Consider the following 16,076-nt stretch of genomic DNA (forward strand, 5'->3'; position numbering starts at 1 on the left):
TCCTATCTCACCAGCAACAAGCTAATTACTCCCACCTCCGCACCCCAGCATGAGACGCACCAAATCCACCCATCCTATCTCACCAGAAACAAGCTAATTACTGCCAACCCACGCCTCCCATTATGAGACGCACCAAATCCACCCATCCTACCTCACCAGCAACAAGCTAATTACTCCACCTCCGCCTCCTAGCATGAGACGCTCCAATTCCACCAATCATACCTCACCAGCAACAAGCTAATTACTTCCACCCCGCATCCCAGCATGAGACGCACCAAATCCACCAATGCTATCTCAGCAGCAACCAGCTAATTACTCCCAGCCCACCAACATGAGACGCACCAAAACCACCCATCCTATCTCACCAGCAACAAGCTAATTACTCCTACCTCCGTCGCCCAGCACCAGACGCACCAAAACCACCCATCCTACCTCACCAGCAACAAGCTAGTACTGCCAACTAGCCCTCGCCCCCAGAAGCACGATCCTCCACAATCCGCCCGCGTGAGCTCTCTGATTAACTCAAACTTTCTATCACCTTGCCCATTCATCCACGTGCAATGGAAAATATCGTATTGACAGGACGCACAGCGCTACCTAAAATATTAATTAGCCGACTAACTAAAAAGGAGGGCGTTTCATTGTCACGTCACCACCATAATCCAGAATCACTTACCCACTTGATGTCACATTTGCTGAAAATGCACAGACATACGATTGATCAAATCATTCATCCCTATGATGTTTATCCGGGGCAACCTCCGTTACTGCTTGCTTTGTCCGTAGAGGACGGACTTAGCCATAGCGAGCTTGCGGCTCGCATTCATAATAAACGCGCTACCTTGTCCGTAATGGTGGACCGCATGGAGAAAACCGGCCTTGTCGAGCGCCGTCCTGACGAGAACGATCAACGGGTTACACGTGTCTACCTGACTGAGAAGGGCAAGGAAGTCACCGTTCATGTTAAAGAAGCGATCCAGACAGCGGATGAGATGACTTTTGCGCATTTTTTACCTGAAGAAAAACTGTTATTCCGTCGTCTTCTCCTTCAAATGAAAGACAATCTCCGTCCCAAAGAGGAGTAATTTAGTTAGCTGACAAACAAAAAGAAAGGATATCCTGTTATGTGGAAACTACGATCGTTTGTTAAACCGTATTGGTTCATAACGCTGCTCGCTCCCTTGCTAATGGTGATGGAGGTTTGTATGGATTTATCACAGCCCCGTCTCATGGCGACTATAGTCAATCACGGGGTCGCCGAAGGTAATCTTGCCTTAGTGTGGTCCACAGGCATACATATGCTAGGCGTGGCCGTTGTTGGCCTGATCGGTGGCGTGGGCTGTACATTTTTCACAGTGAAGGCTGCCCAAAGTTTCGGCGCTGACCTGCGGCTAAGCGTATTCGAGAAGGTCCAATCCTTGTCGTTCCGACAATTGGATACATTCTCGACCGGTTCACTGATCACTCGTTTGACCAGCGATGTGATGCAAATGCTGAACATCCTGCAAATTTTACTTCGCCAATTTACGCGTGAAGCGTCGCTGCTAATCGGAAGCTTGATCATGGCTGTGGTGATTTCACCTCGACTTTCCTTGATTTTGCTAGCCGTCGTTCCGATTCAATTTGTTATTTTGTATCTGTTGATGAAACGCTCTACACCACTTTTTCGTCAAATGCAGACGAAGATTGATCGCGTAAACACGGTTATGCAAGAGAGCACGACGGGAATTCGTGTGATCAAAGCTTTTGTACGCGCCGCCTTCGAGCGTACCCGATTTGGCCAAGCGAACACGGACCTGCTGAACGCCAGCCTTAGCTCTGCTCGCGCCTTGGCTACAAGCGGGCCGCTGATGACGTTGATTTTGAACATAAGCATTGTTGCCGTTCTCTGGTTCGGAGGTGCTCAAACATGGAGCGGTTCGATGGCCATCGGCGATTTGGCCGCATTCATCATCTATATCAGCCAAGTGTTGTTTTCGCTTGTATCCATAACGAATACGCTGATGAATATTTCCCGTGCGCAGGTTTCCGCCGAAAGAATCCGAGAAGTGTTGGATACGAAGGTAGATCCGAATGAGCCTGCTCAGGATCAGGATGGACCTAAATCAGAGAAACTTGAAACTCAGCAATCTCCCCTAACATCACCTGTGATGGGCTGCGAGTTAGAATTCGACCGGGTTTCATTCGTGTATGAAGCAGCTCCCGATCAGCCAGTTCTTCATGATATTTCGTTCAAGGCATTGCCAGGTCAAACGATTGGCATACTCGGGGCGACAGGTTCAGGTAAATCCACGCTGGTCAGCTTGATCCCGCGACTCTATGATGCGTCCAGCGGACATATTCGTCTAAATGGCGTTGATGTGAAAGAACTGCCAGTTGAGCACTTGCGTAGCCAGATTGGTATCGTGCTGCAGCAGTCCATTCTGTTTAGCGGGACGATTCGCGACAATATTCTTTTCGGCAAACCAGGAGCATCGGAGGCAGAGATGGTGGCAGTCGCCCAAGCAGCAGAGGCGGATAGCTTTATTTCCAAGCTACCTGAAGGCTATGAAGCCAAGTTGGGACAACGGGGTGTGAACCTATCCGGCGGTCAAAAGCAGCGAATAGCGATAGCTCGGGCCTTGCTTCTACGATCCCCCTTACTTGTGCTGGATGACAGCACGAGTGCTATTGATCTAGGTACGGAGAAACGCATCCAGCGTTCTCTGCAAGCGTTGATGGCAGGCAGCACACGTATTATTATCGCCCAGCGCGTTTCCTCTGTTTTGCAGGCCGATCAAATCCTAGTCCTAGATGAGGGGCGCATCGCTGCACGAGGAACACATGAGGAACTGCTGGCGACAAGCCTGCTGTACCAAGATATTTACAACTCCCAGCAAGGGAAGGAGGAGGCTCTGCATGGCTAACAAGCAAACGCGCAAACCACGTGCAAAAAACATCGGAGCAACCCTCCTTCGAATGTGGGATTATCTGAGGCTTCAACGTACGGGACTAATCACTGTTGCGATTTTGACAGTCCTCGGCAGTGGTCTTGCCTTGCTCGGACCTTATTTAATCGGTAGAGCCATTGATGATTACATCATACCGCGAGATCGGAGTGGACTACTTGAACTCTGCCTCTTGCTGCTCGGTTGTTACGTAGTCAGTGGGGCAGCATCTTGGATCCAATCCTATCTGATTGCTGGGGTATCCCAGCGGACCGTTTGGCAAATGAGACAGGATCTTTTTCGCCACCTGCACAAGCTGCCAATTAGTTATTTTGACAAGACCTCTCACGGGGAACTTATGAGCCGAACGACCAATGATGTCGATAACGTTGCGACCACGCTCAGTCAAAATTTAACGCAAATTATGACCAGTATCATTATGATTGTCGGGTCTTTGATCATGATGATTACTTTGAATATTTGGCTTACGCTCATCGCCTTAATCACGGTTCCGATCGTGCTTTTCACAACCAAACAAATCACGAAACATACCCAACGCTTGTTCAAAGAGCAGCAGCAGCGGCTCGGTGAACTGAATGGTTTAATTGAGGAGACGATCTCTGGGCAAAAGGTTGTGAAAACATTCCAACGCGAGGCCGCTGCCGTCGATCAACTCGCTGCCATCAATGGGCAGCTTCGAGTCGCGGGTACAGGTGCGCAGCAGCTCTCGGGGATGATGGGACCGAGCATGAATATGATCAATCATTTTAGCTTTATTTTACTGGCTGCTATCGGGGGTTGGATGGTGCTGAGGGGATGGACGATGGTTGGCGTAATTATTAGCTTTTTGAACTATTCGAAGCAATTTAGCCGTCCGATTAACGATCTCGCTAACCAGTATAATATGATTCAGTCGGGGATTGCGGGAGCGGAGCGAGTTTTTGAAGTGATGGATAATGAGACGGAGTATGAATCGAGTAAAGAGGGTGTCCAACTAACGGATGTCAAAGGGGAAGTCGTGTTTCAAAACGTTTCCTTCAGCTATACGGACGAAGTGCCCACGCTGCATGAGGTTTCGTTTACTGCGGAGCCTGGTGATCTGATTGCTTTAGTGGGTCCCACGGGTGCAGGGAAGACCACAATCATCAATCTGCTAACTCGCTTCTATGATGTAAATGAGGGCTCAATTACGATAGACGGGCTCGACATTCGCGATATGGAAAAAGATAGCCTACGCAGCCAACTCGGCCTTGTGCTGCAAGATGTGTATCTGTTCTCGGGGACGATCCGAGAAAATATCCGCTTCGGCCGCTTGGACGCGACGGACGAAGAAGTGGAGGCCGCCGCGCAGCTTGCCAACGCGGACGGGTTCATTCGCAAGCTGCCGAGCGGCTATGACGCCAAGTTGACCGCCGGAGGCGGCAACTTGAGTCAGGGCCAGCGGCAGCTGCTCACGATCGCGCGGGCGATTCTCGCGGACCCCGCGATTCTTGTGCTCGACGAGGCGACGAGCTCCGTCGACACGCGCACTGAGCAGCACATCCAGCAGGCGATGGGCGTGCTCATGAAGGGGCGAACGAGCTTCGTGATCGCCCACCGGCTCAGCACGATCCGCGAAGCGAGTGCTATTCTGGTCATCCACGGCGGCGAGATCGTGGAGCGCGGCACGCACGAAGAGCTGCTGGCGCTTCGCGGCCATTACTATGACTTGTATGCGAGCCAATTCAGCGAAGCAAGTTCGCTTTGACGGACGGACTTGGAGTCCGGCAAGAAATAGAAAGGGAGTTCCCGTGGTGGGGAACTCCCTTTTTGGACTGGTGCGGCAGGCACCAGTACTTTCACCAAACTCAGCTGCCCGCGAAACCCATCAATCCTTCACTAACCCCGCCATATTGGCCAACACACTCGTCCTTCACCAAACTTAGCTGCCCGCGAAACCCATCAGTCTTCCACCAAGCCCCCGCATCTGCCAATCCGCCACCAACCAATTAACTGGATTTTCTCCATCTATTCCAGCTCATTTTCCCTTGGTGCGACGAATAACTGGATTTCCTACAGCTAATTCAGGCCATTTCCGCCTAAATAGCTCCATATGCCGGAATTAGCTGTACTTTTTCCAGTTAAACTCAGAAATCGGTGAAATCAGTCAACATTAGCTGTAGTTTTTACAGTTAATGTTCACCGCGTGGGGGCGAACGGTTTTTTTACAGTTAATGCTCCCCCTGTGAGGGTGAACAGTTCTTTACAGCTATTCCTCACCGCGAGGTGCCGAACGTTGCCTCCACAGGACCGTCATAAACTTGGACCTGATTCCGTCCCGCCCGTTTGGCCTGATACAAGGCCATATCAGCATGCTTCAAAAGCATCTCCAAAGACTCTCCTCGATGGCTTGCCTGCGTTAATCCGAAACTCGCAGTTATGGCAATTGTTCCATAACTGCCGCTCATCGGCTTAGCTGCGAGCTTTGCACGAATCTTTTCGGCGAGAAAGGCCGCCTCATCCAGCGAGCAGGCAGGAAATGCGATGACAAACTCCTCGCCCCCATACCTGGCAATCAGCACACTAGGTACATCTGCCTCAATTTGCCTGGCCACCTGCACCACGTGCTGAATAGCCAGATCGCCAACATCGTGACCGTAGGTATCATTGATTTTCTTGAAATGATCAATATCGAAGAGCAGGATGCATGTCGATTTCTCGCCAATCAGATCATCTTCCAGAATAATCTTACCCCGACGCAGAAACTCCGTTCGATTCAGCAGCTTCGTCAAACCATCATAATAGGCAAGCCGTTCTAATTGATCTTGGAGCAGTTTCTGCTCTGTGACGTCGATCAGCATCAGTAGGCTCCCGATCGGCTCCCCATTGCGTCCCCGTACAACGGAGGAGCGGATCTGGTAATAGAATTCCTTGCCATCGGCGGCATGCCAACTAAATTCCTCCTGTGCACCGTCTTGTGATCGCACCACGGGAAACGGTTTTCCCGCCAACCGAATCCAAGCTTCATCGAGCGTTAGTCCAAGTGTGTCGGTTGTTAGTCCTGGAAACATCGAGTTAATTACACCGTTGAAGTCCACCAGTCGGTCGGCGAAGTCCAGCACAATAGCACCTTCACGCATACTTTCAAAAATACGATCCTTTGCAATCGGAATAATCGTCAACATCCGTGTAGACACAATCGCCCAGATGTACATGGCAGAAGTGATACAAAGAAGCATGGGTACGGGGTCAATGCCATAAGGTGTTATGCCCATCAGATAGACGAATGCACCGATCATTGGCATGAATTGTCCCATGATTAGGGTTATGAGCTGTAAACGGTAGGCTTTTTTAGTTTGACGCCATCTGCGTAGAAGCAAGACGACCGCTGCCAGCATACATCCGAATATATAAGCGCCGTGAACGATGTAATATTGTCCGATGACGATATCTGTAGTAGGGAAGGGGACATTTTCGCGAAAATATATGTCTTTATAAAATAAATGATGATATTCATTCGTGCTCACCATAAAGAAGGTAATGGCTGGAATGACGAAGAGTGCTGCTATCTTACTACGAGTCAAGTTCATGCCAACGTACTGCATGACAATCAGTAGACCAATGGCAGGCGCCGCTCCGATGCCGATATATTCGAGAATCGTCCATCGTTTTACTTCGGCTAACGTACTGCTGGCCATTTCAAAAGCATGAGCAAAAATATAAATAGCTTCTGTAGCCGTATAGATGACGAATGTATAAGCACCGGGGATTTCTTTGCGTTTGATATAGGCATACATGCATAGAAAGACGGTGAAAACTCCCGAGGTCGCGATAAGTGAAATGAACATGGTTAGTTTAGGATCCATGGGTCGCACTCCAGTGTTTGTAGAATGATAAGTAAACTTGTCGATTTAATGGTATCACATCCTTGCGTGCGGTCATAGGAAACACATGGAAAATGTGAGGGAACGCAAAGGTATGCAAAGAGATACAAGAATGGAAAGGAGATACAAAATTTAGTAAACTAATAGAATCAAGTGAAGCGATGAGAAATAGCTTGGAGGCGCCGAATATGGATAGCTTTAACGCAATAGTCGTAGAGCGGATACAGGATCAGTTTTCTTGCCAAATAAAACAATTGCGCATGGAGGATTTACCCGCTGGGGAAGTGACGATCCGCGTCGCTTACTCCGGTATTAATTATAAAGATGCGATGGCTTGCAGCCCATCGGGGCGAGTTCTGCGCCAGTACCCGATGGTACCTGGCATCGATTTGGCGGGTACGGTCGTGGCCTCGTCAGATCCCCGCTATCGCGAGGGGGATGAGGTGCTCGTGACCAGCTACGAGCTGGGCACAGGGCATTTCGGCGGGTTCAGCGCGTATGCGCGCGTCCCTGCCGATTGGGTTGTGCAGCTCCCGCAGGGACTGACCCATCGCGAAGCGATGATTCTTGGCACAGCGGGATTGACAGCAGCTCTGTCCATTCACCGAATGGAGCAGAATGGGCTGCGCAAGGAGCAGGGACCCGTGCTCGTGCGAGGGGCTACGGGTGGTGTGGGCAGCAGCAGCGTCTCGATGCTCGCCGCCCTCGGTTATGAAGTAGAGGCCAGCACAGGGAAGTCCGCTGACCATGCGTATTTGCTTGAGCTTGGTGCAACGCGTGTGCTAACTCGGGAGGAGCTATCGCCTGCTGAAAGTAAGCCAATCAGCAAGGAGTACTGGGCTGGTGCGGTTGATCCTGTGGGAGGCTCGGCACTCGCGCATGTGCTCAGTCGAATGAAGTACGGCGCCTCCGTGGCGCTGAGTGGATTGACGGGCGGCGCGGATTTTGCGGCGACGGTGTATCCTTTTATCCTGCGAGGCGTGAATGTACTAGGGATTGATTCTGTCTATTGTCCGTCAGCAGTGAGAAAGACGCTCTGGGAGCGGATGGCCACGGAACTGAAGCCACGGCTGCTCGAGCAGACGGTATATAAGGAAGTCCGGCTGGATGAGGTTGCTAAGGCTGGGCAGTTAGTGTTAGAAGGTAAGGTCAGAGGCAGGGTATTGGTTCGGTTGTAACCGGGTCGTTAGAATAATGTGGTGGAGGAGTGTTGGAATCATGAAAATGCGGGTATCCGCTGTTCAATATCATTTACATACGATAAGCAGCTTTGAAGAGTTTGCCGCACAGGTGGAGCATTATGTGAAAGTGGCTCAGGAGTTTGAGGCGGATTTCGTCCTGTTCCCGGAGTTGTTCACCACACAGCTGATGTCTATTGGCGATGAGAACGGCAAGGCGTTGCCGATAGAGGCACTGCCTTCTTTTACAGAAGCGTATCGCGACTTATTTCAGGGACTTGCTCAGCAAACGGGCATGCATTTAATTGGCGGCACGCACATTACGTCTGAGGGGGACAAGCTGTTCAATACAGCGTTCTTGTTCTATCCAGATGGTCGAATTGGCGAGCAAAAGAAGCTGCATATTACTCCGACAGAAGTAAAGGAATGGGGAATGGGTGCGGGGGATTCTCTGCAGGTTTTTGATACAGACAAGGGGCGGATTGCCATTCTGGTCTGTTACGATGTAGAATTCCCCGAAATCGTGCGGATGGCCAGAGCCCGTGGGGCAGATGTCCTGTTCGCTCCTTCGTGTACGGATGATCGGCATGGGTTCCATCGCGTTCGGTATACGTGTCATGCCCGGACGATTGAGAATCAGATCTATGTCGTAACCACAGGGACGGTTGGCGCCTTACCAACGGTTGATTTTATGAGAGCAAACTTCGGGCAAGCGGCTGTCATTACGCCTAATGATGTGCCGTTCCCGCCTAAAGGCATTCTCGTCGAAGGGGAAATTAATGGCGATATGGTTGTGACCGCTGATCTTGATCTCTCGCTGTTGGCAGTCGTTCGGGAGCGGGGCTCTGTCACTACCTGGCGTGACCGCCGGACGGATTTGTATACGGATTGGTCATGATGCCATGAGAAAACATCTCTATGTATTTGATGGCGATACTCCCGTTGAGGCGATTATCCGTACTTATGGCGTGGCCGATTTCGATGGGTTGATTGCTGTTCAGCAGGCGAGTTTTCCACCCCCTTTTCCATCTGAACTCTGGTGGACGAGGGAGCAACTGACGGAGCATGTGACTCGGTTTCCCGAGGGGGCGCTGTGTGTGGAAGTGGCGGGTCAGGTTGTAGGCTCGATCACGGGACTCCGTGTGGACAGTGAGGTTATGGCGGCTAGCTCTGATCACAGCTGGTCAACGGTAACGGATAGTGGGTTTATCCGCACGCATCATTCGGCTGGGGACACACTCTACATTGTGGATGTCTGCATCATGCCAGCGTATCGTAAGCTTGGGTTAGGCAAGTGGCTTATGCAGTCCATGTATGAAGTCGTCGTTCAGTTAGGGTTGGCAAGGTTGCTTGGAGGCGGGCGGATGCCAGGCTACCATAAGGTAGCTGCAGCGATGAGTGCTGATAGCTATGTGGAGGCCGTAATGGCTGGGAGGATGAAGGACCCGGTAATTACTTTTTTGCTAAGATGCGGCCGAACGCCGGTAAGCGTGGTTGCGGAGTACTTGGAGGATGAGGAATCGCTGAATCATGCGCTGTTGATGGAGTGGCGGAATCCTTTTACATATTACAAATAGGAGTGAGTTGACCTTATGGAATTCATACGTATAACGAGTATTGAGGATTCGTTGTTTCGATCGATGCACGATTTGATGAAAGAGGTATTTCCGCCGGAGGAAGTACTGGATTTCCCCTTATGGAAAGAGCCGTTAGAAGACCCGGGCATTCGTGTTTTTGTTGCCGTGCATGAAGGTAAAGTGGTCGGTACGACGGAGTACCGCTATTATGAGGATTGGCAAGTGGCGATGACGGATTTCACCATTATTGGTGGAGCTGGGCTTGGGATCGGTCGGTTTCTAGCGAGAAAACGCTGGCAGGATCTTGAGCGACTTGCGGCAGAATCAGGTAAGCCAATGCTCGGGATGTTCGCTGAGATTTACGATCCGTATCGGATCGAGGGACATGCTTTTGGGGGCGTGAAGCCGATGGACCCTTACGTCAGGCGTGAGGTGCTGTCGCATCTTGGTTACAAGCGGATTGATTTTCCTTACGTGCACCCATCCTGGGAGAACAATGGGGAAGCTGTGGAGGAACTGGATCTTTGTTTTCTGCCAACAGATGAAGATCAAGCGGAGATCAGTGCAGCGTTGGTGGCGAAATTCTTACGTCAGTATTATGCAGTACTTGCGAATAAGCCACATGCGTGGGAAGCGATGGTTGATGGTTTAGAAGGGAAAGAGAAGCTGGCGCTGTTGCCATTGTAAGTGGTGTGAGCTAGGCAAAAAGGAGTCCAAATGGACTCCTGTATTTCTTTCTAGGTTAAATGTCTACCAACCGAAATCCAGTGTTTTACCTGTCTCGGCTAGGGTCTTGATGTTGCTGAGAATCATCCACCAGCTGGCCTTAGTTGACTCAAAGCTTGGGTGGTCTGGTGTCCATTGATCGTTCACAAGGGTCAATTTCGTACAGCTTCCAACCGTTTCTAGGGTAATTGTCATGCGTGATTCAAACTCTGCATGGTTCTCCCGATAGGAAGGACCTGCATGCTCGGTGCAGCTGAGTAATTTCTCAGGCTCATAAGCCAATATTTTGCCATACACATGCACCGTTTCATCGCCATCTTGACCAGGGCCAATATAGGAATAGTCCGAGCCAATTTCAAAGGTTGAATGCAGCACGCTGCCAAATAAAATTTGTCGAGTACCCTCTGGTGTGATAAGAATATCCCAAACTTGCTTCGTACTTGCACCAATATAAAATTCATACTTTAGCTCCATAACCGCTCGCACTCCTTCGCTTCTGTGATCCTACCTATCATACGGCAACTGTTGTTCCCATGTATTGTAAAAACGCGACAAGGAGTGTTCGATATGTCTACGAATCCGAAACCGAGTACGAGTCTAGGGACGAAAGCGACTCCAACTTCAAGCTCCCCGTTACCTAGCCTAGGTATCATCAATTTTCAGCAAGGTGGTCACAAATTTCAGCTATGCCGGTACGCGCCGGCCGAGGATATAGCCTTTTTCGTTCGGCATTACTGGGTTGTCAGATGGGACTTAATCGGAAAAGACCCTTATACGCAGCATGTTATCCCCAATCCTTGCGTGAATCTCGTTGTGGAGCCAGACCGCACGGCCATTTTCGGACCTGGCAAAGAGAAATACGGACATCACTTGGAAGGTCAGGGGAGTGTGTTCGGCGTGAAATTTAAGCCGGGTGGTTTCTACCCTTTTGTCCAAGAAAACGTATCTAGTATGTTAGACAATCCGTTGAGTATTAGAGATGTTTTTGACACTGAACCTCGTTCTTTGGAAGCTCAGGTGTTTGGCCATAGTGACGATGGGCGGAACATTAGTCTGGTGGAAAGCATGATTCGTTCCAAGCTTCCTGCACAGGATGAGCAAGTCACGCTGGTTAATCAGATCGTGGATCATGTGTACGGGCAACCCGACATTACCAAGGTGGATGCGATATGCGAATATTTTCAGATGAACATCCGCACGCTGCAGCGCCTCTTCGACCAGTATGTCGGTGTCAGCCCGAAGTGGGTTATCAAGATCGCCCGCATCCAAAATGCAGCCGAAACCACCGATGGTAACGACACGCATAACTGGGCTAAGCTTTCAATGGATCTCGGCTATCATGATCAGTCCCATTTTATTAAGGATTTCAAGTCGATTCTGGGACAGACGCCAGAAGAGTATGTGTTGATGAAACGGGCAAAGTGAAGGGAAGCAAGAGGGGCGTGCAAGGAGTGGGCCAACGCTGGCTTTCGCTGACACTCTGTCACTATGCCATTCTGCCGCCAGCTTGGATACTTGGCACACTAATTCCACTGGATTATTGGGTGCTTAACATACTCAGAGGCATTCGGTCACGCGGTACCTATGCCTCTGAGCAACCCCCTGGCACTCCTCAGCTCTGCGGAAAAAGATAACTGGAAAACCTCCAGTTATTTTCCAAGTACTTCACTGAAATCAGTGATTAGCTGGAAAACCTCCATCTATTTTGCCGCTTTTCCGCCTGACGTCTCTAAACAGGGCGAATTAGCGGGAGGAAATCCAGTTATTTCAAGATATGAGCTCTTTTCGAGGGATTTAGCTGGAGAAAATCCATCTAATTGCTACTGAGCCTGAGCAGATTTATGCGGTTGTGGAAGGAAACAGCAACCCATGCAATACACCACCAAGGCTACTCTACCTAAGACAATTACTTACTCGCCCGATTACCAACTAACTATCCAGCCACTCCGAGCTCCCCCATGCAGTCACACCTTGCGAAACGGATCCTGCCACTACTTCCTACATTGCCTGCTGCTTTGCGCTTTGTTGGTTTTTTCGAAGAAGCGGGCCTAGCAACACGACTCCTACAAGCAGTAAAAATCCACTCATAACATACACCGATAACAACGATGTCGAATCCTTCAAATAACCGGATAAAGCCATGCCTATTAGCATCATCCCCATAAAAATAGGCGTAATCGCTCCGCCAACGCGGCCCATGAACGGCCCGTCAGTGTTCCGCATAATCAGGGTTTGAATCCCGACATGGATACATGGATAGAACAGCCCACTTACGATCTGTAAGAATAGCGTCACGGATACCAGAGTAGAAGCTCCAACGCCAATTGTGCAGAGGGCACTGACGAGTAAACCAGTGGCGAGCAAAAACTGCGGTTTAACCTTCTTCGCAATCCCCATAATGACGATCCCGCCGATAAGCATAGCGGCCCCATTGGCCATCATGAACCATTGGAGGGACTGCTTGCTTAGTCCTAATTTCTCGATAGCAATGAATAAAGCTAGTGGTTGGACTAGACCCGCGGCTAATCCAGTGACACCGAAAGTGAGGCTTAATGTTCGAAGCGCACGATTGGATTGCACATATCGCAGGCCTGACGTAAGCTCCTTCAAGAATTTGCCTCTCCCCGCGGAGACTTCTTCTCTGTCATCTTTCGGGAGGGAAGTGAGCACCAGGGATGATCCCAAGAACATCACACCCGTGAGGACTAACGAAGCCTCAATGCCATATTTCAGATAAATGAATGTACCGATGGCAGGTCCCAAGACCATGAAAATAGCTACAAGCGATTGAGACATTGCCATGACACCTTGGAGTGCATCCGCAGGTACATTCTTTTTGTAGAGCTTCATGGCAGACGGTTGAGAAAACTGCGATAAACTCGCGGAAATAAACGTCCCCATTAGCAAGGCGTACCAAGAACCAGAGAGTACAGCAAGCAGCACGATGAATACGGTAATGGCGGATATAAAATCACACCAAACCATGGTCAGCTTCGGACGCCAACGATCCGCGAATGTACCGCCAATGAAGGCGAAGATGAAAATTGGCGCTGTCTCTACAACGGAAATCAAGGATACATACTGCGGATTATTAAAGGTAATGTCCGAGATATAGAGGAGGATAGCGAAATTACGGATCCAAATACCGAGTTGCAAGAGCACACGGGACAGGATAATGGTACGAACATAACGATTGGTTAACAAAGGTCTCATTCCTTTCGATGGATTATTTACTAAATTACTAATTTACTAAGTTAGTAAAATAACAACCAAATCATAGCTCACTCGACCGAAGGAAGTCAATATGGATTTTTAAATTGGGAATAAAAAACGGCTGCCCTTGTGGGCAACCGTAATGGGAGTACATCATTTATTTTCGGTGAATCTTACGCACCGCGAACAGATAAACTATAGTGGGAACCGGGGCCTGCACGATGCCCCAAATGCCCCAAAACCAAGGGTGGCGAGCGCCACGCCTGCGTGAATCAACGTACAGCCATGTGCTTTGTACGAGTAAAATCAATGCGATACCGATCCATGCCCAAAGGGGTAGTTGATCGAATTTGGATTCAGTTGGTGTCATGAGCATCCACCTGCTTTCTTAGGATTAGCCAAGCTAACGGAACCAATATGGCCGCGGCTTGGATGGAGAGGAAGGCAACCGGCTTAGACGTTACAGTGAGATAGAATACATAAAACAATAGCATCGCGCTGATCCATAGAATCACTAGATCGCGCACCAATCTGGATTTCCGCTTACTTTGCGTCGCGGCGATTTGCTGATCGAACCAAGCGGCGCTCGGCGTTGGCACGTGGATTGTAGCTTCGAGCAGATCCAGCCCCTCGCGTAGCTGGCGTGAGGTCATTTCATCGGCTAGCTCGTCGCTAGTTTGCTCTACCGCTTTCCCTTCAAGCAGCTCTCTCTCCCGCCGCTTGTGCAACTCATCATCCATCTACTTCAGCTCCTTCCGTAGCTGTTTTAGTGCGTTGTGCACCAGAGATTTCACGGTGCCCTCCGCGATTGCGAGCATGCCGCCAATTTCTTCATAGGTATATCCGTAGTAATGCTTGAGAATGAGTGGAATACGACTATCCCGCGGCATGTCAGCCAAGGCATTTAACACCTCCGGCCAAGCATCATCGGTGTGATGTGCTGTCTGCCATTGCAATTGGCGTAAGGATTGAAGCTGCTCTTTCTCCTGCCACTTGCGTTCCCAAAGGCGGCGTCTCCCTTGATCGATCATCAACCTAGTGGCGATGGTGATTAACCAGGACGAGAACTTCGAAGTTCCGTTGTAGAGCTTTATTTTTTCAATACATCGAGCCATCGTTTCTTGCGTAAGATCCTCAGCTTGGGAGGGATTCAGCGTGATTTTGACCAAATATTTATATACAAATGCATAATGCTGCTGCAGAAGCTGAGACAGAGCGGCGGTGTCGCCTAGCATGGCACGACGAATGAATTCATTCTCTTCCAAGTGATTGAACATCCTCTCTGTCTGGTTTCATAGATAGTACGAACAGCTACAGTAAACCGTTCACTGCCACACGAAAAAATATGTAGAATGATTTATTAGCTTACCACCGCAGTGCTCAGACATGTATAATGACAGCATGTAAGACCATCATGAATGAGATGATTAATGGAGGACAACATATGAAACAAGGCATATATGCAAGAGCGGGATTATCTTCTGAAGAGTTAGAGGAAGTTCGAGCGCTATGGGAGCTATGTAATAAGCATGAAGGTATTGACATCAAATTAAACTGGAGCACTTTATCCAGCCGTCCTGCTGGTGTGACGAACGATTTTGTATATTATGAAAATGACCGGATTGTCGGTTTCTTAGCTATTTACAGCTTCTTATCAACCGAAGTGGAAATCAGTGGCATGGTGCATCCAGAGGCGCGGCGCCGGGGTATTTTTCATCAACTTGTTCAAAGGGCGTTGGAAGTGTGCAGCCAAAGAGAGGTTCCTAAGCTTATCTTCATCAATGAGCGTGGCTCGGAAAGCGGGAAGGCTTTTCTGACCAAGCTGGGCGCGGAGTACTCTTTTTCGGAGTATGTGATGGAGCTGAAAGAGCAGGTAATTCCACCCGCCTCCACGCAAACAGAGCTGAGCATTCGTTTAGCGGACAGTTCCGATACGGAGTTGTTAGTAAAGCTGAATATGTCAGGCTTTGACATGACGGAAGCGGACACACGTGAGTATGTGAGCCAAACCATCACAGGTGATAAGGAACGGACGTGGATTGCAGAGTTAGGTGCAAGCAAAGAGCCGATTGGAAAGCTGGGTGCGATGGTGGAGCCGGGCGTTAGTGGATTTATTTATGGTTTTTGCGTGTTGCCTGGCATCAGGGGCAAGGGGTATGGTCGTCAGATTTTGAGTCAAACGATTACAGCGCTGAAAGAGCAAGATCAAGCGGAGCATATCAAGCTGGAAGTGTCGGTAGAGAACGAGAAAGCGCTCGGCCTCTATGAATCCTGTGGATTTGCAACGAAAAACGCGAACGACTATTACGTGCTCTTGCGTGGTTAAAAAAAGGATAGACAGCGGATTTTGCTGTCTATCCTTTTTGCTATGTGGATCATTATGCTTCGTATGGAAGTGGCCCAGCACCAACAGTCTCGATAACGTTACGGATTACGAACTGAATCAACTCTCCAACATTGAGCACCAAATGCATCAACACCTGACATTACTGTCTGTCACCAACTAGCTTGCTCTTCCACCACGCCGCCCTGCCGAGATTTACTGGAAAACCTCCATCTATTTTCACCACTTTAGGTCAATTTGGAGAATTA

Annotated in this window: 15 protein-coding genes; 9 read left to right on the forward strand and 6 right to left on the reverse strand. The window is 49.6% G+C overall.

Going from position 1 to position 16,076, the window contains the following annotated elements; translation table 11 throughout:
• Window positions 1-641: 641 nt before the first annotated feature.
• Genes HQN88_RS30010 through HQN88_RS30020 form a run of 3 tightly spaced genes read left to right on the forward strand, consistent with a single transcriptional unit; the run spans window position 642 to window position 4,674 of the window.
• Window positions 642-1,085, forward strand: a complete 444-nt coding sequence (locus HQN88_RS30010; protein WP_337995184.1) for a MarR family winged helix-turn-helix transcriptional regulator — start codon at window positions 642-644, stop codon at window positions 1,083-1,085.
• A gap of 39 nt (window positions 1,086-1,124) precedes the next feature.
• Window positions 1,125-2,906, forward strand: coding sequence for an ABC transporter ATP-binding protein (locus HQN88_RS30015; protein WP_173119263.1), 1,782 nt, complete (start codon window positions 1,125-1,127; stop codon window positions 2,904-2,906).
• A complete protein-coding gene (locus HQN88_RS30020) occupies window positions 2,899-4,674 on the forward strand; it encodes an ABC transporter ATP-binding protein (protein ID WP_246320534.1) in 1,776 nt (591 codons plus the stop codon). The genes HQN88_RS30015 and HQN88_RS30020 overlap by 8 nt, the downstream gene beginning before the upstream one ends.
• Before the next feature lie 100 nt (window positions 4,675-4,774).
• Here the strand turns inward: HQN88_RS30020 and HQN88_RS30025 are convergent, their stop codons facing one another.
• Both HQN88_RS30025 and HQN88_RS30030 read right to left on the reverse strand, forming a co-directional pair.
• Entirely contained in the window at window positions 4,775-4,915 is a 141-nt protein-coding gene (locus tag HQN88_RS30025) for a hypothetical protein (RefSeq protein ID WP_173119265.1), read from the reverse strand.
• Between the two features lie 267 nt (window positions 4,916-5,182).
• The gene (locus tag HQN88_RS30030; RefSeq protein WP_173119266.1) at window positions 5,183-6,772 is read right to left on the reverse strand and encodes a histidine kinase N-terminal 7TM domain-containing diguanylate cyclase; all 1,590 of its coding nucleotides are present in this window, start codon (window positions 6,770-6,772) and stop codon (window positions 5,183-5,185) included.
• Window positions 6,773-6,978: 206 nt separating this feature from the next.
• Between HQN88_RS30030 and HQN88_RS30035 the strand changes: the two genes are divergently transcribed.
• From HQN88_RS30035 to HQN88_RS30050, 4 genes are read left to right on the forward strand one after another with little or no spacing between them, the layout of a single operon-like run.
• Window positions 6,979-7,968, forward strand: a complete 990-nt coding sequence (locus HQN88_RS30035) for an acrylyl-CoA reductase family protein (RefSeq protein WP_173119267.1) — start codon at window positions 6,979-6,981, stop codon at window positions 7,966-7,968.
• A 40-nt stretch (window positions 7,969-8,008) separates the two neighbouring features.
• A complete protein-coding gene (locus HQN88_RS30040) occupies window positions 8,009-8,866 on the forward strand; it encodes a carbon-nitrogen hydrolase family protein (RefSeq protein ID WP_173119268.1) in 858 nt (285 codons plus the stop codon).
• 4 nt (window positions 8,867-8,870) lie between these two features.
• Window positions 8,871-9,545: a GNAT family N-acetyltransferase gene (locus tag HQN88_RS30045; protein WP_173119269.1), complete on the forward strand. Its 675-nt coding sequence runs from the start codon at window positions 8,871-8,873 to the stop codon at window positions 9,543-9,545.
• A 15-nt stretch (window positions 9,546-9,560) separates the two neighbouring features.
• The gene (locus HQN88_RS30050; RefSeq protein ID WP_173119270.1) at window positions 9,561-10,232 is read left to right on the forward strand and encodes a GNAT family N-acetyltransferase; all 672 of its coding nucleotides are present in this window, start codon (window positions 9,561-9,563) and stop codon (window positions 10,230-10,232) included.
• A gap of 63 nt (window positions 10,233-10,295) precedes the next feature.
• Here the strand turns inward: HQN88_RS30050 and HQN88_RS30055 are convergent, their stop codons facing one another.
• A complete protein-coding gene (locus HQN88_RS30055; RefSeq protein WP_173119271.1) occupies window positions 10,296-10,745 on the reverse strand; it encodes an SRPBCC domain-containing protein in 450 nt (149 codons plus the stop codon).
• A 93-nt stretch (window positions 10,746-10,838) separates the two neighbouring features.
• On the opposite strand from HQN88_RS30055, the gene HQN88_RS30060 reads away from it, so the two are divergent.
• Window positions 10,839-11,696, forward strand: a complete 858-nt coding sequence (locus tag HQN88_RS30060; protein ID WP_173119272.1) for a helix-turn-helix domain-containing protein — start codon at window positions 10,839-10,841, stop codon at window positions 11,694-11,696.
• Window positions 11,697-12,269: 573 nt separating this feature from the next.
• Here the strand turns inward: HQN88_RS30060 and HQN88_RS30065 are convergent.
• The 3 genes from HQN88_RS30065 to sigY all read right to left on the reverse strand — a co-directional run bounded on the left by HQN88_RS30065 (window position 12,270) and on the right by sigY (window position 14,749).
• Window positions 12,270-13,475 carry an MFS transporter gene (locus tag HQN88_RS30065; RefSeq protein ID WP_173119273.1) on the reverse strand — a complete coding sequence of 402 codons (1,206 nt, stop codon included), beginning with the start codon at window positions 13,473-13,475 and terminating at the stop codon, window positions 12,270-12,272.
• A gap of 365 nt (window positions 13,476-13,840) precedes the next feature.
• On the reverse strand, window positions 13,841-14,224 hold the full coding sequence (locus tag HQN88_RS30070) for a YxlC family protein (protein WP_173119274.1): 384 nt from the start codon (window positions 14,222-14,224) through the stop codon (window positions 13,841-13,843).
• Window positions 14,225-14,749, reverse strand: a complete 525-nt coding sequence (gene sigY, locus HQN88_RS30075; protein WP_246320536.1) for an RNA polymerase sigma factor SigY — start codon at window positions 14,747-14,749, stop codon at window positions 14,225-14,227.
• A 179-nt stretch (window positions 14,750-14,928) separates the two neighbouring features.
• Between sigY and HQN88_RS30080 the strand changes: the two genes are divergently transcribed.
• Complete coding sequence (locus HQN88_RS30080; RefSeq protein ID WP_173119276.1) at window positions 14,929-15,810, forward strand: GNAT family N-acetyltransferase; 882 nt, start codon at window positions 14,929-14,931, stop codon at window positions 15,808-15,810.
• Window positions 15,811-16,076 lie beyond the last annotated feature (266 nt).

The sequence above is a fragment of the Paenibacillus qinlingensis genome, assembly GCF_013204845.1.
Classification (GTDB): domain Bacteria; phylum Bacillota; class Bacilli; order Paenibacillales; family NBRC-103111; genus Paenibacillus_E; species Paenibacillus_E qinlingensis.

Coding starts and splice junctions, on each gene's coding strand:
- HQN88_RS30015 (WP_173119263.1), top strand. CDS start 1,125: ATGTGGAAACTACGATCGTTTGTTAAACCGTATTGGTTCATAACGCTG.
- HQN88_RS30020 (WP_246320534.1), top strand. CDS start 2,899: ATGGCTAACAAGCAAACGCGCAAACCACGTGCAAAAAACATCGGAGCA.
- HQN88_RS30030 (WP_173119266.1), bottom strand. CDS start 6,772: ATGGATCCTAAACTAACCATGTTCATTTCACTTATCGCGACCTCGGGA.
- HQN88_RS30035 (WP_173119267.1), top strand. CDS start 6,979: ATGGATAGCTTTAACGCAATAGTCGTAGAGCGGATACAGGATCAGTTT.
- HQN88_RS30040 (WP_173119268.1), top strand. CDS start 8,009: ATGAAAATGCGGGTATCCGCTGTTCAATATCATTTACATACGATAAGC.
- HQN88_RS30045 (WP_173119269.1), top strand. CDS start 8,871: ATGAGAAAACATCTCTATGTATTTGATGGCGATACTCCCGTTGAGGCG.
- HQN88_RS30050 (WP_173119270.1), top strand. CDS start 9,561: ATGGAATTCATACGTATAACGAGTATTGAGGATTCGTTGTTTCGATCG.
- HQN88_RS30055 (WP_173119271.1), bottom strand. CDS start 10,745: ATGGAGCTAAAGTATGAATTTTATATTGGTGCAAGTACGAAGCAAGTT.
- HQN88_RS30060 (WP_173119272.1), top strand. CDS start 10,839: ATGTCTACGAATCCGAAACCGAGTACGAGTCTAGGGACGAAAGCGACT.
- HQN88_RS30070 (WP_173119274.1), bottom strand. CDS start 14,224: ATGGATGATGAGTTGCACAAGCGGCGGGAGAGAGAGCTGCTTGAAGGG.
- HQN88_RS30080 (WP_173119276.1), top strand. CDS start 14,929: ATGAAACAAGGCATATATGCAAGAGCGGGATTATCTTCTGAAGAGTTA.